The organism is Aeoliella straminimaris (assembly GCF_024054565.1).
Lineage (GTDB): Bacteria > Planctomycetota > Planctomycetia > Pirellulales > Lacipirellulaceae > Aeoliella > Aeoliella straminimaris.
The window spans coordinates 45,678-67,250 of record NZ_JAMXLR010000077.1 but is presented as its reverse complement, the minus strand read 5'-3'; the positions used below and the strand labels follow the sequence as shown (position 1 = coordinate 67,250).

General features: G+C 59.1%; 19 protein-coding genes. 9 read left to right on the top strand and 10 right to left on the bottom strand.

From position 1 onward, the window contains the following. Positions 1-10 precede the first annotated feature (10 nt). The 3 genes from NG895_RS22580 to NG895_RS22570 form a co-directional block, all read right to left on the bottom strand. The gene (locus NG895_RS22580) at positions 11-2,065 is read right to left on the bottom strand and encodes a catalase (protein ID WP_252854807.1); all 2,055 of its coding nucleotides are present in this window, start codon (positions 2,063-2,065) and stop codon (positions 11-13) included. A 373-nt stretch (positions 2,066-2,438) separates the two neighbouring features. Further along, entirely contained in the window at positions 2,439-2,753 is a 315-nt protein-coding gene (locus NG895_RS22575; RefSeq protein WP_252854806.1) for a hypothetical protein, read from the bottom strand. A 210-nt stretch (positions 2,754-2,963) separates the two neighbouring features. Then, the gene (locus NG895_RS22570) at positions 2,964-3,116 is read right to left on the bottom strand and encodes a hypothetical protein (RefSeq protein WP_252854805.1); all 153 of its coding nucleotides are present in this window, start codon (positions 3,114-3,116) and stop codon (positions 2,964-2,966) included. A gap of 249 nt (positions 3,117-3,365) precedes the next feature. On the opposite strand from NG895_RS22570, the gene NG895_RS22565 reads away from it, so the two are divergent. Together NG895_RS22565 and NG895_RS22560 are read left to right on the top strand one after the other, a co-directional pair. Next, the gene (locus NG895_RS22565; RefSeq protein ID WP_252854804.1) at positions 3,366-3,509 is read left to right on the top strand and encodes a hypothetical protein; all 144 of its coding nucleotides are present in this window, start codon (positions 3,366-3,368) and stop codon (positions 3,507-3,509) included. Between the two features lie 52 nt (positions 3,510-3,561). Continuing rightward, complete coding sequence (locus tag NG895_RS22560; protein ID WP_252854803.1) at positions 3,562-3,897, top strand: helix-turn-helix domain-containing protein; 336 nt, start codon at positions 3,562-3,564, stop codon at positions 3,895-3,897. 309 nt (positions 3,898-4,206) lie between these two features. On the opposite strand, the gene NG895_RS22555 is transcribed toward NG895_RS22560, so the two are convergent. Beyond that, positions 4,207-5,019: a formylmethanofuran dehydrogenase subunit C gene (locus NG895_RS22555; protein WP_252854802.1), complete on the bottom strand. Its 813-nt coding sequence runs from the start codon at positions 5,017-5,019 to the stop codon at positions 4,207-4,209. 80 nt (positions 5,020-5,099) lie between these two features. On the opposite strand from NG895_RS22555, the gene NG895_RS22550 reads away from it, so the two are divergent. The 4 genes from NG895_RS22550 (at position 5,100) to NG895_RS22535 (ending at position 7,317) form a co-directional block, all read left to right on the top strand. Further along, positions 5,100-5,465, top strand: a complete 366-nt coding sequence (locus NG895_RS22550; RefSeq protein WP_252854801.1) for a hypothetical protein — start codon at positions 5,100-5,102, stop codon at positions 5,463-5,465. Further along, positions 5,462-6,076: a molybdenum cofactor guanylyltransferase gene (gene mobA / locus NG895_RS22545; protein WP_252854800.1), complete on the top strand. Its 615-nt coding sequence runs from the start codon at positions 5,462-5,464 to the stop codon at positions 6,074-6,076. The genes NG895_RS22550 and mobA overlap by 4 nt, the downstream gene beginning before the upstream one ends. 162 nt (positions 6,077-6,238) lie before the next feature. Further along, a complete protein-coding gene (locus NG895_RS22540; protein ID WP_252854799.1) occupies positions 6,239-6,625 on the top strand; it encodes a hypothetical protein in 387 nt (128 codons plus the stop codon). Between the two features lie 158 nt (positions 6,626-6,783). Further along, entirely contained in the window at positions 6,784-7,317 is a 534-nt protein-coding gene (locus tag NG895_RS22535; RefSeq protein WP_252854798.1) for a hypothetical protein, read from the top strand. Between the two features lie 1,083 nt (positions 7,318-8,400). Here NG895_RS22535 and NG895_RS22530 read toward each other — a convergent pair. Continuing rightward, positions 8,401-9,237 (bottom strand): DUF2262 domain-containing protein, encoded by an 837-nt coding sequence (locus tag NG895_RS22530; protein WP_252854797.1) that lies wholly within the window; start codon positions 9,235-9,237, stop codon positions 8,401-8,403. 322 nt (positions 9,238-9,559) lie between these two features. Further along, the gene (locus NG895_RS22525; RefSeq protein ID WP_252854796.1) at positions 9,560-11,209 is read right to left on the bottom strand and encodes a formylmethanofuran dehydrogenase subunit A; all 1,650 of its coding nucleotides are present in this window, start codon (positions 11,207-11,209) and stop codon (positions 9,560-9,562) included. Between the two features lie 310 nt (positions 11,210-11,519). Here NG895_RS22525 and NG895_RS22520 point away from each other — a divergent pair, with 310 nt between their 5' ends. Further along, positions 11,520-11,780: an anti-sigma factor gene (locus NG895_RS22520; protein ID WP_252854795.1), complete on the top strand. Its 261-nt coding sequence runs from the start codon at positions 11,520-11,522 to the stop codon at positions 11,778-11,780. 20 nt (positions 11,781-11,800) lie between these two features. Here NG895_RS22520 and NG895_RS22515 read toward each other — a convergent pair whose 3' ends face one another. The 4 genes from NG895_RS22515 to NG895_RS22500 all read right to left on the bottom strand — a co-directional run bounded on the left by NG895_RS22515 (position 11,801) and on the right by NG895_RS22500 (position 16,368). Further along, on the bottom strand, positions 11,801-12,847 hold the full coding sequence (locus tag NG895_RS22515; RefSeq protein ID WP_252854794.1) for a hypothetical protein: 1,047 nt from the start codon (positions 12,845-12,847) through the stop codon (positions 11,801-11,803). Between the two features lie 94 nt (positions 12,848-12,941). After that, complete coding sequence (locus NG895_RS22510) at positions 12,942-13,091, bottom strand: hypothetical protein (protein WP_252854793.1); 150 nt, start codon at positions 13,089-13,091, stop codon at positions 12,942-12,944. A gap of 249 nt (positions 13,092-13,340) precedes the next feature. Next, the gene (locus NG895_RS22505) at positions 13,341-13,790 is read right to left on the bottom strand and encodes a hypothetical protein (protein ID WP_252854792.1); all 450 of its coding nucleotides are present in this window, start codon (positions 13,788-13,790) and stop codon (positions 13,341-13,343) included. A 367-nt stretch (positions 13,791-14,157) separates the two neighbouring features. Next, on the bottom strand, positions 14,158-16,368 hold the full coding sequence (locus NG895_RS22500; RefSeq protein ID WP_252854791.1) for a hypothetical protein: 2,211 nt from the start codon (positions 16,366-16,368) through the stop codon (positions 14,158-14,160). 315 nt (positions 16,369-16,683) lie between these two features. Between NG895_RS22500 and NG895_RS22495 the strand changes: the two genes are divergently transcribed. Both NG895_RS22495 and NG895_RS22490 read left to right on the top strand, forming a co-directional pair. Next, positions 16,684-17,193 carry a Dabb family protein gene (locus NG895_RS22495; protein ID WP_252854790.1) on the top strand — a complete coding sequence of 170 codons (510 nt, stop codon included), beginning with the start codon at positions 16,684-16,686 and terminating at the stop codon, positions 17,191-17,193. Between the two features lie 859 nt (positions 17,194-18,052). After that, positions 18,053-21,517, top strand: a complete 3,465-nt coding sequence (locus NG895_RS22490; protein ID WP_252854789.1) for an alkaline phosphatase — start codon at positions 18,053-18,055, stop codon at positions 21,515-21,517. The last annotated feature ends 56 nt before the right edge of the window (positions 21,518-21,573 follow it).

The window sequence follows — 21,573 nt, the reverse complement described above, 5'->3', positions numbered from 1 at the left end:
GCCGCTCGCCTCAAGGCTCGCGGCCCCATACGCGATGCTTCTTCGCCGCGGCGACCAGCGCATCGAACTGCCCGCCGGCGACGTCCAAAACGCCCTCGTCGGCCCCCTGCTCGATGCCGGCCTTGCGGAACAGTTGCTCGGTATTGCCGTTGTAACCAATCACCTTCAGGTGGGCGTACGCATCGCGTAGCCAGTTCACCGCATCAGGCATCGCGGCCAACGATTCATCCGCCGGGGCAATCACCACCGCGTCGAACAACGCCGAAGGCGCGCCCGAGAGGAAGTGGTCGGGCTCAATCTCCTTGCCACTGCTGGTTTCCATGGGGCCAATCGTCGGCGCGATCACTTCTACTTGGGCCGACTCTTCCTTGGCCGCTTTCAGCAGGGCGTTGTAAAGCTTCGACTCCACGCCATGGGTGGTAAGCAGGCCAATCTTTTTGCCGGCAATCGAGTCGGGCGCCTTGGCATACTGCGACAGGGCCGGACTCGGCTTCATGTCGAAAGGTTCCACCGCCGGCTTAATCTTGTCGGCCTGCCCTTTCATTCCGAGCGCCTCGGCCACCTCGATGGACAGGTCCTTATCGATGTGGCGCAAGTGCCCCAACATGCGGGTGTGGACCTTGGTTTCTTTGCACTTGCCCAGTTCGAACGCCAGCCCGCCGACAATGTGCTTCTGTTCGGGCGTGGTCATCGAGTGATAGAACAGCCGCGCCTGGGTGTAGTGATCGGCGAAGCTCTCGGGACGGATGCGTTGCTTGCTACCAGCTTCTTCGGCCTGATAACTGGCGAAACCCTCCTTGGGATTCTCACGGGGTGAACCATCATCCAACGAGTTGGGTTCGTTGGCCACTCGCCCTGCTGGCACGCCCATCTGCATGTGGCCATCCCGCTGAAAGTTCTGCGCACTGTTCTTGGGCGCGTTGATCGGGATCTGATGAAAGTTGGGCGATCCAAGCCGCGAAAGCTGCGTATCGAGGTAACTGAACAGTCGCCCCTGCAGCAAAGGATCGTTGGAGAAATCGATGCCGGGCACCACGTGCGATGGGCAGAACGCCACTTGCTCGGTCTCGGCGAAGAAGTTCTCTACGTTGCGATCGAGCACCATGCGTCCCAGCGGCGTCAGAGGCACTTCCTCTTCGGGCACGAGCTTCGTGGGATCGAGCACATCGTAGCCGAACTCTTCAGCCTGCTCAGCGGTGAACGCCTGCACGCTCAATTCCCATTCGGGATAGTCGCCCGACTCAATGGCGTTCCACAGATCGCGGCGATGGAAGTCAGGATCGGCGCCAGCGATCTTCACCGCTTCGTCCCACATCAGCGAGTAGGTACCGAGCTTCGGCCGCCAGTGGAACTTCACGAAGGTCGAGTCGCCCTGCTTGTTGATCATGCGGAACGTGTGGATGCCGAACCCTTCCATCATGCGGAACGAACGCGGAATCGCCCGATCGCTCATCACCCACATCAGCATGTGCATGCTCTCGGGCGTCAGGCCGACGAAGTCCCAGAACGTGTCGTGCGCCGACTGCGCTTGGGGAAAGTCGCGGTCGGGTGCGGGCTTCACGCTGTGAATCAGGTCGGGGAACTTGATGGCGTCCTGAATGAAGAACACCGGAATGTTGTTGCCCACCAGGTCGTAGTTGCCTTCGCTGGTGTAGAACTTCACGGCGAAGCCACGCACATCGCGGGCGGTATCGGGCGAGCCCGCGCTGCCGGCAACCGTGGAGAAACGCACAAACACTGGCGTCCGCTCTTTGGGGTCCTGCAGAAAAGCCGCTTTGGTAAGCTTGGCGTGCGATTTGTACGGCTCGAAGTAGCCATGCGCTCCGTAGCCGCGGGCGTGTACCACCCGCTCGGGAATGCGTTCGTGATCGAAGTGCGTGATCTTCTCACGCATCACATGATCTTCAAGCAATTGGGGTCCACTCGGACCGACGGTCAGCGTGTTCTGATCGTCGGAAACGGACACTCCTTGATTTGTCGTCAGATGAGCCTGCGAATCGGTGTTCGTTTGATGCAACTCGCCACCAGTTCCTCGATAACTGCCTTGACCATTCTGCTTTGCCATTAGAGATTCTCCCTTCCAATACCATTGTGCCCGGAGCGCCGCTTCGCCTGCCGCCATAACATCTGATGTAAAAACTGTATGCGGTACGATAGAAGTCCTAAAATGGTGCAAAGTTGATGCCAAGCAGCCACCGCGAACCCCGAACCAGCCATCGTGGGGCAGAACTCGAGTCAACACGAGGGAAATCCACAGAAGTTCGACAACTGCCAGCTGCGCGGCCGACGATCAAGCTGACGGTGAGACCACCGACAATAGTGGTGATGCTAGAAGCAGGCACCGAGCTTGAGCTCAATGGGCAAAAAGAAAAGCCTGAGGACTCGTAGATCCGCGGCGTCGCCCGAAGCGGAACTCGTACGCCAATGCTGAATACGGTTTAGCCCACGGGGGCTTCCAACAGTTTCTCGGTCTCGCGGAAGCGTTCGCCGTACAACCAACGCTCCCACCATCGGGCCGCGCGAAGATTCGGATCGGCAAGCGATACCGTGTGCTCTTTGCCCGTGCGCGTGATCAGCAGCACGCTGTTGTCGTCCAGGCGTTGTTTCACCACCCAGTACTTGTCGACCACGTAGGCGTAGGTCTCGCCGGAAGGAGCAGCAGCCACGTCCTTCGCCCGCGGACCGGGTGAGGTGCTGTGCTTCTGCTTTCGATAGACGACCCAGTCGCCCGTTTCCAGTCCTTTAGCCAACATCCGTTTCGTGTCTCGCCCTCGCTGGGCAGACGTCGCCCTGCTGAAGTAATTGGGTGCCACCCATTCGCCACGCCTTAACCTAACTCGATAACGTTTTCTTAACAATCCGTAGATTGGGTCTCATTCCGGCCAAACACGGTGGAAATCCACGTGTGGCAGCTTGGCCCAGCGACAGGCGACAGAACCATATGGGCAGCGTTCAAGCCGCGACTAGCGGAAGTGTACCTGCTGCGGATCGCTGGGCGAGTCGAAGCGTATTTCGCGCGCCCGGTCCAGCGAGTCGCGGACCATCATTCCGCCAATGAAGACCCAGGCGGTAACAAAGCAGGTGCCGAGTACAGGCATTACAACGTCGAAAGGCATGAAAGGAATCCGGGAGGTGCGAGCGGGGTCGAGCACTCCTCCGTGGTGCGCGTGGGGCAATCCATGCCTGCATAGAGATTTATCGCCCCTCACCGACCGGGCTCTGCAATCTCGCCCAGCCACTACCGGGTGTGCGGGTTAGAACGTGCGATCGGGCACCTTTCCCCCTCGGATCGGGGGACACAAAAAGTACACAAATTTTTCCGGTCGCGCGTAGTTTTTGTACACCATTCGTGCTACCTTCATGCCATGGATACTGAACACAAGAACACTATCAGCCAGGGCGAACCAGGGGACGAAATCTGGGAGGTCTTCCTGCCTGAAGGGGAGGACGAACCCCTACCAGAGGAGGGGGATTTTTGGTTCGACATCGTCGACGAAGCGGACGCCTGATTTCCCCTCTGCGTCGCCCTGGTTCCCCCCTGCCCTAACCCCCACGAAGGTCATGCTTAGCCAGTCGGAAGTCCAACAGATCGTTGAATTGCTTGAGCGGAACGAGTTGACCCGCCGTCAGATCGCCCAGCGGGTAGGCGTCAGCCACAGCAGCGTGTACGCCATCGCCAGTGGTCGGCGTGGTTTATTCAGCCGCGACAGCGACGAGCACGCCCCCTCACAGCGGGCGACGCGCTGCCCCACCTGCGGTGTGCGGGTATACCTGCCATGTGTGGCATGCCGCGCCCGGGAGTTCCATCTCCGCACCCGCCGCCGGGGCCATCGGCAATTTGCGGGTGTGGAGGCCGCCACCTGTTTCGCCCCGTCGCAAAGCGACCGCGTGGCGTAGGGGCCGTATCGCTCTGCACGACGGCATGGTACCAGTTCGCCAATCGGAACAACCGAGCGCCGGCGGGCATGAATTCGTTGAAACTTGGTTGATAACTGACGACGCCGTCGAATTTCGGGGTAATGCTTCATCGGCTTACCACTTGGCCACGATGTGTTATCGCCGGCTGGCTAGCACCGCTCGCCAGCCGGCGACAACCATTTGTACTCTCTCGCGGGCGCCTCGCCCTCGCCACCGCGTAGTCCCTCTGGCCGCGGTATGATACGCATCCCGATGACCACGCGAATGGGGCGAGCCCCCAATGACCGCTTAGCCCCGCGCGACCAACACTTCGCCGCGGCCGCCTTCGAGTAAGTCGCCGTTGTAAATCGCGACGTTGCAGGAGACATTCTGCGCCGCATCGATCCCCTGCTCTGCCAAGTCGCATAGCATTAGCGCGAGTGCCTGAGGCGCGTAATCGCACGCGTAGCGGAACGTGGGCAAAAGCTCCGGCGCGCCGCCCAAAAGTGCGAGCGTGCCGCGGCGCATCGACGCGCCGGGCCTTGGGCCGCAACTGCCGAATACCATCAGCGTGCCCGCCCGCATCTGGTGGCCGGCCCACTCGCCGCAGTCCGAGAGCACGGTAATCCAGCCGCGCCGCATTCGCTCGGCCGCGTGGGTGCCGACGCTGCCGCGCACCAGGATTCGCCCACCCCGCATGCCCACCTTGGCGGCCACCAGCGCGCCGCCCACGTGGTTGCCGGTGTCGCCCTGCAGGTCGATGCTGCCACCCCGCATGGCCGCGCCCAGCCAGTCGCCGGCCGAGCCTTCCACCGTCAGTTTGCCTCCCCGCATCTGCTGCCCAGCGTGGCGACCGACGTCGCCGGCGACGTGCACCGCGCCCTCATTCATCGCGCTGGCAATATTGTGCACACGCGAGAAGTCGCCTTCGAGCCGCCAGTGGAGATCAGCGGCCGAGCCGGACACTTCATACAACTCGGCCAGCGGCAGTTGCCGATTGCCCTGCCAGACGGGAGTCTGCTCGATCTGCCTGAGCGATTTACCCGCCAGCGCAGCGGGCGTCACCCCGGCGAGCGACACCGGCAATCGGTCGAGCAATCGTGGGCGAAGCGTGAGTGTCAACGGCAGGTTACGATCGAATGTGCGCGGAACATTAGCCGGCGAGCTACGCCTCGCCGGTGCGATCGTTTACTATAAAGCACATGCCCACCGATCGTGAGTCCCCAAACCCGTTCGCGTCGCCCCAGACCGTGTCGACGGGCGACGCCAAGTCGCCGCCGCGCGAGCTGGGACCCAGGCTGCGCGATCTCAAGCACGAGGCCATTGGCTTCGCTGTGCTAGCGCTCACGGGTGTGGTGGCCTTTCTGGTGGCCGCCGGCTTGCTCTGGTTCGCCATGGGGGCGCAAGAGAGTTGGATGCATGTAGCAATTCACGCCTTGGGCATCCCGCTCGCCGCGCTCGGTGTGATCACCGCCATCGTCTGCGGATTATGGGCCATCCGGTCGGCGCTATTGTTCGCCTTCTTCTCCCGCATCGGCCGCGGCCCCGCAAAGGAGGACCACCGATGAACCCGTGGGCGATCATCCTCTGCGGGGGCGGCAGCCGGCGGATGGGCCGCGACAAGGCGACGCTCGAGTTCGCCGGCCAGCCGATGCTCACCGGTGTAGTGCAGCGGTTGAGCGCGACGATACCGCCCGCACGAATGCTCTGCGTCGCCGCGCAGGGGCAAACACTGCCAGAGCTGCCCGCCGAAGTAAACATTGTCTTCGATCGCACGAGCGACTGCGGCCCGCTGGAAGGACTAGCCACCGGCCTCTCCACGACGAGCGCGGCCGACGCCGTGTTCGTCACCACCTGCGACGCACCGCTGGTGGCGCCGGAGCTGCCGACATTCCTGGCAAGCATGCTCGGAGAACAAGACGCGGTGGTGCCCCGGCTCGATGGCCAGCTTTATCCACTTACGGCCGTCTATCGTCCAAGCGTAGCGAAGTTGGCCGACGAGCGATTAGCCCGCGGCGAACGCCGTGTGATCGACTGGGTGGCAGAACTCAACGCGCGGTACGTTTCGCGCGAGGAGCTGGCGGAAGTCGATCCTGAGCTGTGGAGTTTGCGGAATTGCAATACGCCGGAGGAGTACGCGGCGTTGGTGGAAGCGGGTGGGAAGATTGGGGAACGCTAATCTGCGCTAATCGCCACTAATGGTGGTCATGTGTTGGGACCTTAGCGACATGCCTATGTGTTGTGACCGGTATAATGGAACGATGGTGTGTCGCAGTACGACCGGGTACATTTGAGCAATACTCGAATACCGGCGACTGAACGACTCGTGAATCAACCAACCATGAACGAGGACTCCTCCAATCCGTATCGAGCGCCCACCTCGACGGGACAATCGGAGGTTTTCACGTTCAAGACAAGTGCCCTTGTGGCGTGCATCGTCTGGGCTTTGCTGTCCGTGGCCATTTGGTTTGGAAGTACTGTACTGGCATCCCTGTACCGAGACTTCGATGTAGAACTGCCGCTCATAACTCGTGTGATGCTGCACCCTGCTTGCCCTTTGTTACCGGCCACCGCTGCACTCCTGTTAGGTTTTGCTGCGATTTATGCCAGTCCTCGCCAACGCTACCTGATGGCTAACTGGTCCTTCGGACTTGCGTTTGCCCTCACCCTCCTCGCCGTTTACGCTCTTATTTCACCCTTGGTGATGCTGATGAAGGGGCTGAGTTGAATTCGGCGGATGGTTCAATCCATCCCCCAATCAGCAACCATTAGGTTCGTAGGTTGGGTCAAACGAGTCTCAGCTCGCGCGGACCCATCAGGACTGAATCCTCAAGACTTCTGCCTGCGCGGAAACACGAAAACCATCTGTAATTTAGCAGCCATCCAATGCGAAAGCATATGTTAATAGAAACGCCCCTTGGCGGCGTGCTGGTTGAGGCCGAGTCGAACGGAGGAATATCGCTGCATCGCGGAAACTTGCCACATTCAATCGCGAATGGGATGACGATTGATAGATCGATAGCGTGTGTTCTTCAGGTTCTCCCCAAGTCTGATACTACCGATGTGCAGCTCTCAGCCAGGCTTATAAATTCACAAGTAGTCGGCTATCCCGCTCCTGGCGAATGCCTGGAATGCATCGAGTTCGAGACAGATAGTTGGCATCTGACATTGGGTACAGAAGACCTAGTTATGCTATATGCGCGACTGCCCGATCTTGACCTGGCAAGCAATCAACTCGAAACAGCATACGACGCTTCAGGGCTGGCCATAAATCAGACAACTGTGGCGATGAAGGTCGCCTGCACATTTCACATAATCGTCAGTTACAAGAAACTGCCTGATGATCGAGATTGTACTGCGTGGTACTTTGCAGATACGCCCCACGAAATTGCCCTAAAGGCGGTGAACCTCTTCACCTAGTAAACTTGCATCGCGTGCGTCAAAGAACTTGGTCCTCGAAAATGCCGCTACGACATCGCCGGGCGCATTCTTCGGCCGCCGTCATTTGCGGCGCAAGTGATGCGCCGCTACATCATGCAATCCTTTCCCCCAACCAGTAATTATTAGGGAAGATAAGCGTTCCCCTGGAATCTGCCCCCCCAGGGCGAACGAGATCCTTCAGGATTACACGGCGCGGGACATCTACCCCATGTTCTCCTCACCAATCGCGGAACATCAAGGGGGATCCGCAGCGTTACCCGAGCTTGACTCATCCGACGAGGCAGTCATGGTCACGGCAACATTGTCGATGCAAGCAACCAAAGTGTACATGTCGTAAGCAACAGCGGCAGAAATCCCCATTTGAGGAGCAGGATATCCGACCTCGACATGTTCCGGCCGCGTCGGATCATGATTAGCAGCGTCATAACCCAATACGCAATGGATGCGATAGCGACACGCTGGAAAACCAAACCGCCATCCAAGAGCAGCGCGGACAGCACCAACAAAGGAAGTTGTTGGACAAGGCTGAAAACTAGTGCGTCGCGAAAAGAGCCAACCGTGATGCTGGCGTCCGGTGATGTCGAACACCGAGTCAAGCGGAAACTACGGTGGTTGGTCACCGAAGATTCCGTTGGTTCAACATTCGGTGACTGGTATGGATTCTCCATCAATGCTCGAGCCTGAAGACTATGAGCAAGACTGGACGTTGCTCTGAAAGTTGCACGTTCGCGGCGTTCTTCAGGATAGAACGCTGGCGTTCGGCGGTCCAGACGATCTACTTCAGCTTATCATTGATTTTCCTGATCTCAATGACTGAATCTGGCATGTGTCGCCTGCGAAATGGCGAAAGTGGATCCCGAGTTGTGGAGCCTCAGGAATTGCAATACGCCGGAGGAGTATGCGGCGTTGGTGGAAGCAGGCGCAAAGAGTAGGGAACGCTAATCGGCGCTAATATGTGTCGTAGATTGCGGAAAAGTGGGGTACAGCTCTGACGACGCGGGAAGATAGTTCCAAATGCTTCGAACAATGAATCTGAAGTAGACTTGACTATTGCTCAAAGGGTCATCCCGAAATGCGGGAATGAGTCAGACCTTCCTGCAACGAGCCACTGATGTCAATCGAATGACCTCCAAACATATCGTCGTCATCGCAGGAGAACTTAAACTCGCCATCAGTCTGAATGATGATGAATGAAGGCTTAATTCGTTGCAGGAACTCGCTTTTGGTAATTCTGGGAGCCCCTTGTAGTCGCCAATCGTTGGCGACTGAGAGATTCTCCTTAGCTGCGAATTCTGCAATAAGTTCTCCCCACTTCGCTGAGTCTTGGAACAACTCCTCGGCTGTTTGTAGCTGTTTCGTAATGCCTAACTCTTCGTCGGTGTCAAAAGCAATGGGGACTTTTTCGCCATTCCAGATTGCTGTGCCTTCAAACCACTCGACTTGCCGGTTTAAGACTAAGTCGCCGAACAGCTTAGTTGATACCACAACTGGCTTCTTGAGTTCTTCCCGAACAGCAATCAGGGCTTCGTCATCTTTGTCGTCCATTAGAAATGCTTGCTCAAAAACAGCACGCGTTTCGTCCTCCGAAAGCAGAACCCTGAACTTCTGAATCGAGAGTTCTGGAAAGTCTTCGAAGCAATCCGTGTCAAAAAACTCCTCTCCTTTAGGCACGGCACGAAAGACATCGAGTTCCCGTTCAACTATCGGTTCACCAGGGCGGTGCCAAGCTGCGAATGACAAGCTATGAACCATGTAAGAATCGTTAGTTCCGTTTGATCCGGCTTGAGGTTCGAGCGAAACCAGCCCACAAATGATTACCGATTGGTCTTGATAGGTAACATCCGCCATGTCGATCTCGGACAATGACTCGATACCTGGAGGATGATAGGGAGTGGGCATGGCCTTCTCCGATGAACCAGAATCCGGTGATGATGTTCCGCTACAGCCCGTACATATCAGACCAACTAGCAACAGTAGATTGGTTCGGTACTGGAGCATCTGCCTGGACTGACTGCAAAAGGTATAGAGTTAAAAAAGACACCGTATGTCACAGCCCTACGAAGTCTACTCTGAGACTATCAGATTCTCCCTCGGCGTGGCACATCGGCATCCATATTTCTCCCCAATTATTAGCGAAGATTAGCGTTCCTCAATACCTTCTCCGAGGGCACGCGAGATCCTTCAGTCGCTTAGGCTCCTTCTGGATGACATTACCGCAGTTTCAGGATGACACCTCTCCCAACTCCTCTTCACCAATCGCAAAATTCTCAAACTCCAGCGAGTACCGCGAGTTGAACCACTCGGGCAGGTTAGCGAGTCGATCCTGGTCGTACGATACATCCACGTGCAGCGTGCGGCCGGTGGTGGCGGTGCGGATTTCGCCTTGTTCCACTAATAGCTCGCCCGCCTTGAAGACCATTCGCGGCAACTGGAACATCTCGGCGAAGTTTTCGCTCGGAGTGTAGAGCGTGATGTCGGCATCCGCGCCCGGGCCGAGGTGGCCTTTCTGCTCCAGGCCCAGCAGCCTGGCGGGGCCGGCGCGGGTGATGACGGCGATTTCGCCGAGTGTGTACTGGCGGTCCATGTCGGCGAGCGCGGTTCGCTTACCAAGTCCTTTGGGGCAGGTGGCCAGCACGTCATTGCGATAGGTACGGTCCATCAGCAGGCGGATGATCTCGGGGTACGCCAGGAACGAGCCGCCGTTGGGGTGGTCGGTGCTCATCACCACCCGCCACGGGTCGTCGACCGCCAGGTACCACTCCAGGCCGATCGCCCATTGCAGGGCGTGCACCAGGTTTTTGTTCTTGTACTCGATGGGCATCACGCCGCAGCCCGACTCGACCTCGCCATCGGCCGAGTACCAGCGGTCGCCGTAGATGCTCCGCAAGTAGTAACCAAGCGGCCCGTCGCCCGTCATGCTGGTGGTATTGCCGAACATCACCTGGCCAACGTCGACCGACAAGTTCTCGTGCGCGTTGATGTACTCGGACAGCTCGGCAACCTGACTCTTGAGCGACGACTCTTCCCCTTCGCCGCCGCCGTAGCTGTGAAACTGAATGTGCGTGAGGTGGCCGCGATGTCCCTCGAGCGACTTCATCGTTTCGAGCGTCGTGTTCCAATTGCCGGGCATGCCGAGCTGGTTGCAGTGGATGTGCACCGGGTGCGGTAGCTCGAGGGCATTGGCGGCACGGGCGATACCCTGGATGATCTCGCGGGGCGTGACGTTAAACGTTGGCACCCGATCGTCGAGGCCAGTCGATTCACCGGCGCCGAGTTGCTTCCAAACTTCCACACCGCCGGGATTCACCAGCTTGGGGGCGTAGCTCTTCGTGGCAGTGAGCAACCAGGCGAGGTACGCCTCGACGCCCTCGGGCTCGCCGGCGGCGATTTGCTCCATCAGGTAGTGGTTGTTGCCGACCAGCGTGTAAAAGCCCCGATCGATCGACGGCGTGTCAGCCAGCTCCTGATGCGCCTGCCGCGCCCCGAGCGGCGGCACGGCCGCATCGAACGCCGCCGTGTAGCCGAGCGCTGCGTACTTGTAAGCCGTGGCGAAGGTGGATGGGACGGAGCCGAGTGTGCCACTTCTCGTAAGTCTTGTTCGCTCCAAAGCCGCGGCCGGATCGCGGCGATCGTCGGCCCGTAGCTTGCGTCCCACGTTCACCTTCGGCCCGGCGATGTGGCAATGCATATCGACCCCGCCCGGCATAATCACCAGGCCCGCTGCGTCGATGGTGCGATCGGCCTTGGCGTTTTTATCCGTCGGTGGCGCGACCATCTTGCCATTCGAGAACCATAAGTCGCGCACTTCGCCATCGATCCCGTTGGCAGGATCGAAGACGGTTCCCCCGGAGATCTTGGTGAGCGTGGCCATGGAGGATTAGTTTGACGCAAAGCGTTGCGAAGTGAAAGGTATGTAAGGAGTAGGGGAACACGAGTCCTCGCTAATCTGCACTCATCGATCAGCGCAGATTAGCGTCGATTGGTGTTCCCCAACCTGCGTACCAAGCGACTCCCCAGCGATACCAATACCAGCAGCCGGATGAAGGGGCAATAAAACCATCCAGAGAATTCTACGCGGATTGGTGGGATATCTTCATCTCGGCCGGTGTCTTAGTAAGTAAGGCACGGTAAATACACTGCCTTCTCGCTAGCTAGATGTTAGTTCTAGGAGACGCCCTGTCGTGCAGAATCCACGTCCGATTACTCAGCGAGGTGGGCTAACAGCTCAATTGGGGGCCATGGTTGACGACGAATTCGACGAGAACGGCAGTCTGTTCGAACGTCTGTGCCATAATTACGTGGACGGAGTACTCGACGAGATCGGCATGCGTCAATTAGTACGTGAATTAATGTCGGACGCCGATCTGCGTCACGAGTTTCAGATGCAGTTATTCATGCATGAAGCTTTGAAGAGGCTCGAGTTTCGCGCCGAAGAGACCTGAAGTGGCGGATCACCAACTTCCTAGGGGACATCATTGGCTTTGGCGCGAATGAGATGCCGATGCGGCTGGGCCTCGGGCCAAGTGAGCACTTCTTTGAGCTTGTCGGCCGGTACTTCGATTGAAGTCATCTGGGCAGTCGTCAGCCGGTTGTCGAACTTGCCTTCCAGGTAGCCGAACGGAGTTCGCGCGGCTTGTTGTTGTTCGGACAGGTTCTCTTCGCGGGCCGGTATGAATGTCTTCCAGAACTTGCGGGGGTCGTCCTCTGAGAGCAACTTCGCAAACCGCTGACGAATTCGCGTGCCGGCCGCCGTGTCGCCTGCATTCCGCAGCACGAGAATCGCCTGATACGCCAGCGCCCTGTTCCAGTGCCGCTCGGTCACTACGTAGTGCGAAAAGTGCAGCCGGTCGTCGAAGCCGAGGCTCAGCGGGTTGGTCGGGTCGGTTGGCAAGTTTTTGCCAGCGGCCAGCAGGTCCTGCATCTTACGGGCGTCCTGATGGCGAACCGCGTAGATGAAGTGCATGCCACTGAACGGCGTGGCCCAGGCGCCATCGCGGACCGAATCCTCCATTCGAATCACCACGTCGCCGTAGCGAGGCGAGCCATCCGGCGGTCCGACGCTGGCAAATACGCAGTCGAACGCGCCGTAGAGTTTGTCTTCGATGGCCGGCGTCGTGTGGGCAAGATGTTTGCCGAGTTCTTCCTCGACGTAGTACGACGAAAGCTGCCCGGCCTTGAGCACCGCGCGAAGGTCTTCGAAGTGCAGACGATTGACGATCGGGGCGGGCATGGTCGCCAACTTCTCGACCAGCTTCTGTTCATCGTCCGTCAGGGGAGCGAGGAACAGCTCGAACTCCGCCATGGTGCAGACCGAAGCGATCTCGATCCACTTGGCAATCTTCTCGGCGTCCAGCTCGCGGTGGAACGCCCGGGCGTCGATGGCCGTTTGCCGGGCATGGGCCAGCGGCGCGCCGGCCAGGTCGCCGTTGGCCTGTTGAGCACAAACGCTTTTCGGCAGCAACGGGCTGATGGCAAACGCGGTGAGGAGGAATAACAGGCGACGATGCATCGTTAGTTCCGGACGGACTTTAAATCTGAGCGAAGGACAAGGCCGCCAGCCGGCCTAGGGGAAGTTTAGCATCTAAAACTGGGGCCGCCGGCGGCTACGCGGTCCTCCACGACTGTCGCGTAACGCCCACGGCCACGAGCAGCCATCCTACGACGATTGCAAACGATGGCACATGCACATACAGGGCGAGCCACAGTGCCAGGATGGTGGTCAGCGCAAAAATCAGACGAATCGAAAATCTCATGTTCCCGATTATAACGCATTCGCGTGGGGAGCATGTCGTCTAAAGGAGGCCCAAGCGACTGAAGGATCTACGTTGCCCCGGTCGGCTCGGTGGGATTTGGGGAGCTCAGTCGGCCGACCACCCAAGGCGTCTCAACGCCAACCAGACGGCAAGCCAGATTCCTCAGACGGCGAGCCTCGTTCGAAATGGCACACAGATCAGTCACGTCAACGCCTCCCCCATCATCATTGATCCCTTGCCATGCCGCACTCAAACGCCACACACGTGGAAGTACCACTCCAGCAGCGGGTCCATTGGCGTATGCCTCAGCCAGTCGAAGGAAAACGTGTATAGCGCGTCGACGACTTCCGGAGGATTCCTGGGCCACAGCGCGATCGCCAGCAGGTAAGACGTAAAGTACGACCACAAGACCCCCAGGACAAACATCGCGTCGCGTGCCCTCCCACGTGGCACCAACCTGGCGGCCCAGAATAGGCCAAACGCTGCAAACAAGGCGGCGATGATCACCGCCACCTGGGGCACGTGCACCAGCAGCGTCAGCCACAGCGCAGTGCCGGCGGTCAGCACCAGGATTGAGCGGATGGTGAATCGCATGCCCTCGATTGTAGCGTAGCGAAGTTCCAGGCTGACCGTATTTGCCTGAACTCGTTGCCCACAATATACTTTGGCAGCAATTAACACATCACCAGCGGCGGCCATCGTGAGCGACCCCACTGAAAACCCCTACGCCGCACCGCAGGAAAAGTCGACACCCCTGCCAAGACGGACTTCGCCTCGTCGTCATGCGGCGTCGCTAGCGGTGATCGCCGTCGTGTCCAATGTGGCTGCTATTCTTGTCACTCCAGCCGATCCGATCAGCTTCGGTATCGGGACCCTCGTTATTTTCGCGGTGGCGTGCTGGGCATATTGGTTGGGCGCACGGCGATAGATAGCGCCGACAAGTCGTAGAATCGAAACTCGCCTCAACAAAAAAAGGAACACCAATCTCTGCTGATCTCCACCCAGTGGCGAAGATCAGCATCGATTAGTGTTCCTGTGCAACTCGTTGCATTGGATTGCGGGGCGACTAATCCTCCAGGTCGATGATCCGCATCTCGCCGTGCGTCACCCAGGCGTCGCCGTCGCGGTAGGTGACGCCGGTATAGCTGTCCATGGCTTGCATGACTTCGATCAACTGATCGACCTGCGGCTTGATGAAGCCCACGGTTGCCACCATGTTGCCACCCTCTTCATCCGCTTGATCGATGGCCACTTGAATGCCGTAATCGATCCACGGCTTGGCCGCTTCGATGAATCCGGCAATCTTGAAGTGGCCGGCCGCCAACAGCGGGCGGTCGAAATCGGCCACCGGGCCGTCCAGCTCCGGAGGCGAACCAGCCAGCAGCTTCTCACTCAATTCGGGCAGGGCGCTCAGCACCAGCACCGAGTCGCTCAAGCCAGCATTCGGAGCGATGCGATCGTCGACGCCCCATTCGGTGGGCAATGCGTACGAGTAAATAGTGCCCGAGCTGGTGGTCGACTCCGTAGGTTTCTGCAGCACGATGGGTGGCACATCATCCGGGTTGGCCTTGCGGGCCTTGTCGATTGCCTGCTGAATGACGTCGTAGTAAATCTTCGCTCCATCGCGTACGGCACTGGCGTCGCTTACGCCCGCCACGCAGGCGATGGTTGGCAGCGGCAACTCCTTCTTCGAAGCCGGCATGTAGTCGCACCACTCTTTGCCGGTAACGCTGGCGTCCAGCACGATGGCGCTCTGACCATCGGCAAAGCCGGGGATCAGGTACTTGCGGTTGGCTTCGTCCAGTTGCTCGAGCAACGGCAGCACTTCATCCCGCACCTTCGTGTACTCGGCCCAGTCGTCTTCGGGCGCTTGACGCTCGCCAATGGTCTCGAAATGGGCGAATCCACGCTTGCACCAATCGACGAACTCGTCGTAGCCTTCGGGCGATTGCTTGCCACGGGCGACGTACCAACCGAGCGAATCCTTACCCAGGTGATCGATGAGCGTCAGCTCCTTCGAACCGTCCATCGTGGCCGGCTGCTCACCCCAGTTGTAGGTGAAGCTCTCGTATCCACGATCGGTGGTAAACGTGGTGGCGGCCACGGCGCCCGGCTTGGGCAGCCACTTCAGGATGTCGTCCTTCAGTTCGTCGATATCCTTCTCGATGGCCTTCGACTCGTCTTCGGTCAGGTCGGCCATCGACAGAAGGCCCTTGGCCATGACAGCCAGATCTTCGAACGAGCTCTTTTGCGAAGCCAGGGCCTTCATGAAATCGCCGCTGGCGTAGCCCAGGGTGATGACGTTCTGGTCGGCGTGCTCGCTCAGCCGCTTGAACTCCTTGGTTTCGGCCAGCGAGTCGCCCTTGCCAAAGTTCTCGTAGAAATCCAGCGAACCGGTCACGCTCAACAGCATGTAGTTGTCGACAATACCCAGGGCGAAGACCACCTGCTTGTCTTCCAACAACGACTTGAGCTTCTCGTACAGTTCAGGCGCTTCGACCAGGTCCTCTTCGATTTCGTCCCAGGGAAGCTGATCGCCGGTGATGGTGAAGGTCAGCAGTTCGTTGCCGTTTACCTGCCTGCGTTCCAGGTTCTCGAGCACCCATGGCGGCACGTCTTCTTCTTGCTGGATCGCCTCGCGCAGACGGTTCTCGGCAATATCCAGCACGCGCGAAGCGCGGGCTTTGTCTTCGATCACGAAGCCGGTTACCAGGTTCGGAATGCCGAGCTGGCCCTTGTACTTGTCGAGCAGCTTGATGGCGTTTTCTCTGGCGATCACGTCCTCGTCCACCGCGTCAGGTCCGCCATACAGTTGGAGGGACTGGAACTGGGCGCGGGTCATCTCCGAGTTCATCTCCATCAGCACTTGCAGCAGGGTGGTTACCGAGCCGTCGCCATAGACAAAGAACTCTTCGGCACACATTTCCTTGGCCAGACCAAACACGTCCTGACCTTCTTCGCTGTCGAACCAGTTCTTGAACTGCACCAGTTCGGGCTGGGTGGGAAACTGCCACTGCGTTTGCACCTGCATCCATCCCATTTGTACAACGGGGATGGCCATGAACTTTTTCCACGTATTGCTCTCGGCAATCGACTCCATCTGCTGCTGGTTCTTGACCCAGGCAACGTAGAACGCGGAGTCCTTGGGAGCCACGCTCAGCGACTTGGCGTGGTCGGCCATGTCGGCCGCTGCCGCTACCGAAGCGGCAACCAACACGCTGGCGGCCACGACGGCGCGCATCAACGGGCTATTCGGACGGAAGACAATAGAACGCATGACGGGTACTCCTCGCCGAGGGAAGGATGTGAAGTCGGTGTGAAATGCAGTCAAAAGTCGGAATCTGAGCGGTCCGCCTGAAGACTGTTGTTGTAAATAAGTACGTGGGGGTTCGTAAACCACTGCCAGGCCGGTTTCCACGCCCCGGATGGCCACTTGCCGCAGGACACCGGGCAGGCCAAGAATATCTACTACGCCTTCGGCCGCTGGGTTTCATTCTTGCCCCGCAGAACGGCTGAATATGGTAAAAAGTAGGTACCGATCCCCACTCGATCGAGCATCTGAAGCGTTTTTCCACCGTAGGAGAAGTGTAGCATGAGTTTCCGCATCACCGCCATTATTACCTCTTTTCTGCTATTCACGGCCGCCGTCACGTCCTGGGTGGTGGCCCAGGATGCACCCGCCCCGGCCGCAGCCGCCGAGTCTTCGTCGGCCGAGAGCCAGCCGGCCGAATCGACCAAACCGGCGAAGAAGACCGCGAGGGACATGATTCGCCACGTGGTGCTGCTGCAATTCAAGGAAGGCACTTCGAAAGAGAAGATCGCCGAAATCGAGCAGGCGTTTGCCTCGCTGCCCGAGAAGATCGAGGAAATTGCCGATCTAGAGTGGGGCCTGAACAACAGCCCCGAGGGTCTCAGCAGCGGCTTCACCCACTGCTTCCTGGTCACCTTCAACTCGGACGCCGACCGCGCGGCCTACCTGCCCCACCCCGAGCACATCAAGTTCGCCGGCCTGCTGCGCCCGCACGTCGAAGAAGTGCTGGTCGTAGACTATTCGCCGCAGCCGAAATCGAAGAAGAAAGACAGCGAGAAGGCTGAGAAGTAGAAAGGCGACGGCGCCTCCATCCAATAACCCGGCGCGAATCCACCGCGGCGCGCTGATCGCGGGGTGGCGCGCCACCGTTCGCGACAGACTGAGTTTCCTGCAAGCTCCGATGCGCTGATGCCACCCCGCGGCTGAAGTTGCCCTTGGGCAATGCGGCCGAGTTAGTGTTCAGCGCCGCATGGCGTCGGTCGCGAGGATTCCGCGTCACTGCGGCAGGCGGGATGGTTATTGCGGCACTTCGGCGAGTTCCGGGTGGATCAGCGTTGGAGGCCTGGGCACTGTCGCTGAGAAAGTGACAGTGCGGTGAAGATTCGATGCACTGGAATTGGATCGTGCTCGTCTGTCACATGAATGCGCGCTGTTCGGCACAACCGAATATCTCGACCACAAAATCCACTTCAAGGCTTTTCAGGCCTTCGTTCTATTAATCCGAAGGGCAACCCTACGGATTGATGTACCTCCATCTGGGAGATAGGTTCATACTATCCTTCTATCCCGGAGTTGTTCCAAGGCCTTTCCAGCTTTGCAAAGCTGTCGCGCATTGGACGATGGGTACAGCATTTGCCCAGCTACTTCTTCTTCATCGGCTCCAGGGGAGAAGGTGGCGAGGTAGCGCGTTCTCGGAAGTCGGACGCGTGCGGGAGTCGCTGCAATCAGGACTACTTTCTCGTATAGTCGTTAATTGTGAATGCCGTTTTGATGCATTGCCCGGTGCAGGCCACGCATGGAACGACTACGGTATCTCTTCCTGGAGGGGTTGGCGATGAATTTCCGATTCGCAAGTCATGACATTCTTGGCCGGTGCCCCGGCTCCAATCAACGCCGAAACCTCCGGATGGAGTCTTTGGAGTCCCGGTTAGTGCTCAGCACCATGCCCACGAACATCATCCTGATGATCGGCGACGGAATGGGACCCGAGCAGGTGGAGGCCGGGCGTTACCTCCTGGATTCCAGCGGCGACACGCCCCTGAGCTTCGAGACGTTGCCCTACCAGGCCGAAATGACCACCTACTCGGCCGATAATTCCGTGACCGACTCCGCGGCTTCCGCCACGGCAATGGCCACTGGCCAAAAGGTCAACAACGGTGTCATCAGCTTGGCCTATCCCGGCGATGGCTCCGAGTTGCAGACGTCGCTCGAGATCCACCAGTTGTCCGGAAAGGCGACCGGACTGGTGTCCACTGCCTACATAACCCATGCCACTCCGGCCGCCTTTGGCGCTCATGAATCGAGTCGTAACAACACGGGCTCCATTGCCGATGACTTTCTCTCGCAGACGTTACCCAACGTGCTGTTGGGTGGCGGGGCCAACGGAATGTCCGCGTCCGCAGCCACGAACGCCGGCTATACCGTGGTGACGACCGCGGACGAAATGCAGGTGCTCACGGGCACCGAGGTCTATGTCTCCGGTCAGTTCGGCAGCAGCCACCTGCCCTACGAATACGACGGTCTGGACGACCTGCCGCATCTTTCGGAGATGACAGGCACCGCCCTCGATCTGGTGGACAATGACCCGGATGGATTCTTCCTGATGGTCGAAGGCGGGCGGATCGATCATGCGGGTCACGATAACGACCTGCCGCGTCTGCAGGCCGAGGTGGTCGAATTTTCCAACGCCGTCCAAACGGTGATCGACTGGGTAGACCTGAACAGTAATTGGACGGACACCCTGTTGATCGTCACTGCCGATCACGAAACGGGCGGACTGGACTTCAACTTTGACACTGGCACCGGGAGTTTTTCGACCACCGGCCACACGGCGGCAAACGTGCCGGTGTACGCCTGGGGGGCGGGCGCCGAATCCGTCATCGGCACGCTGGACAACACCGACGTGTTCAGTTTGACAACTGTCGGGGCGTTCTCCACGGTCGAGTTCCAGCAGGGTGTCAATTCGTACTCGGGAACGTTCGATACCAACCTGTTCCAAGATCCCGCTCGGGCCGACACCAGTTACGCAACGGCCACACAGCTGAACGTCGACTCGGACGAACCATCAGGCAGCGGCGACGATGCCCAAGTCCTGCTCCGCTTTGCGGACATTTTCGGCACAGGCGCCGGCCAGGTACCGCTGGACGCGCAACTCGTCTCTGCCCGACTTGAACTGCAGGTCTCCAATCCTGGCAACAGCCTCAACTTGCATCAAATGCTCACAAGCTGGGACGACACGGACACCTGGAATAGCCGAGTCGCTGGCATCCAGGCCGATGGTACGGAAGCCGCCGGATGGGCAGATGCGTCGACCGGCGCCGTGGCAACCGGCACACTTTTGATCGACGTGACGAGTAGTCTAGCAGCCTGGCAAGCCGACCCCACAACCAACCACGGGTGGGCAGTGCTTTCGTCCGGCACCGACGGGGTCGACTTCGATTCCGCCGAAGGGCCCACCCAGCCGAAGCTCGTGGTCAGCTTCCAGCCTGGCACGGGCAATAGCCAGCCTGTGGCCAATGCAGATGCCGTCACCCTGGACGAGGGTGCGATGGCCACCACGTTGGACGGTGGCGCTGCGAGTGTGCTGGACAACGACACGGATGCAGATCCCGGCGACACCCTCACGATCAACACCACACCGATCGTCGCGCCGCAGTTTGGAGATCTCGTACTCAAAACCGATGGCACGTTCAGCTACACCCACAATGGAAGCGAAAACTTTTCCGACAGCTTTACTTACGAAGTGCACGATGGCGCCGGTGGCGCTGATACAGCCACCGTGCTGATAACCGTCACACCGGTGAACGACAACACGCCCATCGCGGTGGCGGACAGTGCCACCGTGACCGAGGGCGGCACGGTCACATTGCTGGACTCGGGCGAGGCCAGCGTGCAGGCCAACGACAGCGATGCCGACCTGCCGGGCGACACGCTAACGGCGGTGCTGGATACGGGACCAGCGTTTGCGACTGATTTCACGCTCAACGCGGATGGCACCTTCAGCTACACTCACGATGGCAGCGAGAATCTCTCCGACAGCTTCAGCTACCACGTCAACGACGGCCTTCACGATAGCAACGTGGTCGCGGTAACGGTCGCCGTCGCACCCGCGGTGCAGCGGTATTTTGCCGCGAGCGAAACCTCGGTGTTCGGCACGGTCGCCGGATCGTACGTCGACACCCAGGCGGCTGACGACCGGAACGAACAAATCACCGAAGAGATCTACGGCGGCAAACGAAGCCGCTTGGAACACGTGTGGGACTTTGGTCAGGTCGACAGCGCGCAGCAGTTCGTGTTCGAAGGCTATCGCACCGCGCTTTCTGCCGATGATTTCCAATTCGAGTACTCCACCGATGGTGTCAATTGGACGACCATGATCGCGAGCGTGGCAACTACCGAAAGCGTCCACGAGTACCAGTTTGGCGCGCCGATCTCTGGGGCGGTTCAGGTTCGGGTGGTCGATACCGACCGATCCAAGGAGTCGACCTTGGACATGATCTCGATTGATGAGATGTATTTCCTGCGTCAGACCGGGCCCGTGCTCCCCACGGTGTCGCTCGTGACCACCGACGACACGGCCGTTGAAGACGTAAGCGATCCGGGCACCTTTACTGTCACTCGATCCGGCGATGTGTCCGGCGATCTGGTGGTCAGCTACGTTGTCGATGACAGTAGCACGGCGACCGCCAGCGATTACCAGGAAACGCTCACCGGATCGGTGACGATACCCGACGGCAGTGCCGAGGCAACGATCACCATCACCCCGGTTAACGACGGCCAGAGCGAAGGGATCGAGACCTTAACGCTCGTGCTCGTTGCGGGCGACTATACCGTGGCATCGCCCGACACGGCCACCATTGCGATCCACGACACCGCGGTAGTGCCCGACAACGTCTACACCAGCGGTGAAAGTACGGTACTGGGAGAGGTAATCTCCGGCGACCATAGCGCCACGCTCGTCGACGACGGCCTCTACGAAGTGATCCAGGAGGAACTGCTGAGCCGGGGCCAAGGGAAGAGCCAGCTTGAGCACATCTGGACGTTCGACCTTGCCCAAGAGGGAGATTGGACCTTCTTTATGGAGGCCTATGACACCGGTTCCAACGATCACTTCGAGATTCAGTATTCGCTGGATCAGAACACGTGGACCACGATGTTCACGGTCGACAATTCGTCACCCGACGACATGTATTCCTCGGGACCGCTCACAATCACCGATGGCTTAGTTTACGTTCGTGCGATCGACACCAATCGGTCGAACGGCGAAACAACGCTCGACGCGCTCTACGTGGATCAGATGTTCTTTAGCACCAGCGAGGCGCTGGACGCAGCGGAGGATGTGAGCCTATCCTTGGATCCCGCTGTCGTGGACGCGGTATTTGCAGAGGTGAACTAGGGCGGGCTGCGCAGGCAGTGAATCGAGCAGCGCCAAAACCGGTAAGTGGCTCTGGC

Excerpts from the sequence above, each read along its gene's own strand:
- NG895_RS22580 (WP_252854807.1), bottom strand. The coding sequence starts at position 2,065 with ATGGCAAAGCAGAATGGTCAAGGCAGTTATCGAGGAACTGGTGGCGAG.
- NG895_RS22575 (WP_252854806.1), bottom strand. The coding sequence starts at position 2,753 with ATGTTGGCTAAAGGACTGGAAACGGGCGACTGGGTCGTCTATCGAAAG.
- NG895_RS22570 (WP_252854805.1), bottom strand. The coding sequence starts at position 3,116 with ATGCCTTTCGACGTTGTAATGCCTGTACTCGGCACCTGCTTTGTTACC.
- NG895_RS22565 (WP_252854804.1), top strand. The coding sequence starts at position 3,366 with ATGGATACTGAACACAAGAACACTATCAGCCAGGGCGAACCAGGGGAC.
- NG895_RS22560 (WP_252854803.1), top strand. The coding sequence starts at position 3,562 with ATGCTTAGCCAGTCGGAAGTCCAACAGATCGTTGAATTGCTTGAGCGG.
- NG895_RS22550 (WP_252854801.1), top strand. The coding sequence starts at position 5,100 with ATGCCCACCGATCGTGAGTCCCCAAACCCGTTCGCGTCGCCCCAGACC.
- mobA (WP_252854800.1), top strand. The coding sequence starts at position 5,462 with ATGAACCCGTGGGCGATCATCCTCTGCGGGGGCGGCAGCCGGCGGATG.
- NG895_RS22540 (WP_252854799.1), top strand. The coding sequence starts at position 6,239 with ATGAACGAGGACTCCTCCAATCCGTATCGAGCGCCCACCTCGACGGGA.
- NG895_RS22535 (WP_252854798.1), top strand. The coding sequence starts at position 6,784 with ATGCGAAAGCATATGTTAATAGAAACGCCCCTTGGCGGCGTGCTGGTT.
- NG895_RS22530 (WP_252854797.1), bottom strand. The coding sequence starts at position 9,237 with ATGCCCACTCCCTATCATCCTCCAGGTATCGAGTCATTGTCCGAGATC.
- NG895_RS22525 (WP_252854796.1), bottom strand. The coding sequence starts at position 11,209 with ATGGCCACGCTCACCAAGATCTCCGGGGGAACCGTCTTCGATCCTGCC.
- NG895_RS22515 (WP_252854794.1), bottom strand. The coding sequence starts at position 12,847 with ATGCATCGTCGCCTGTTATTCCTCCTCACCGCGTTTGCCATCAGCCCG.
- NG895_RS22510 (WP_252854793.1), bottom strand. The coding sequence starts at position 13,091 with ATGAGATTTTCGATTCGTCTGATTTTTGCGCTGACCACCATCCTGGCA.
- NG895_RS22505 (WP_252854792.1), bottom strand. The coding sequence starts at position 13,790 with ATGGCCGCCGCTGGTGATGTGTTAATTGCTGCCAAAGTATATTGTGGG.
- NG895_RS22500 (WP_252854791.1), bottom strand. The coding sequence starts at position 16,368 with ATGCGTTCTATTGTCTTCCGTCCGAATAGCCCGTTGATGCGCGCCGTC.
- NG895_RS22495 (WP_252854790.1), top strand. The coding sequence starts at position 16,684 with ATGAGTTTCCGCATCACCGCCATTATTACCTCTTTTCTGCTATTCACG.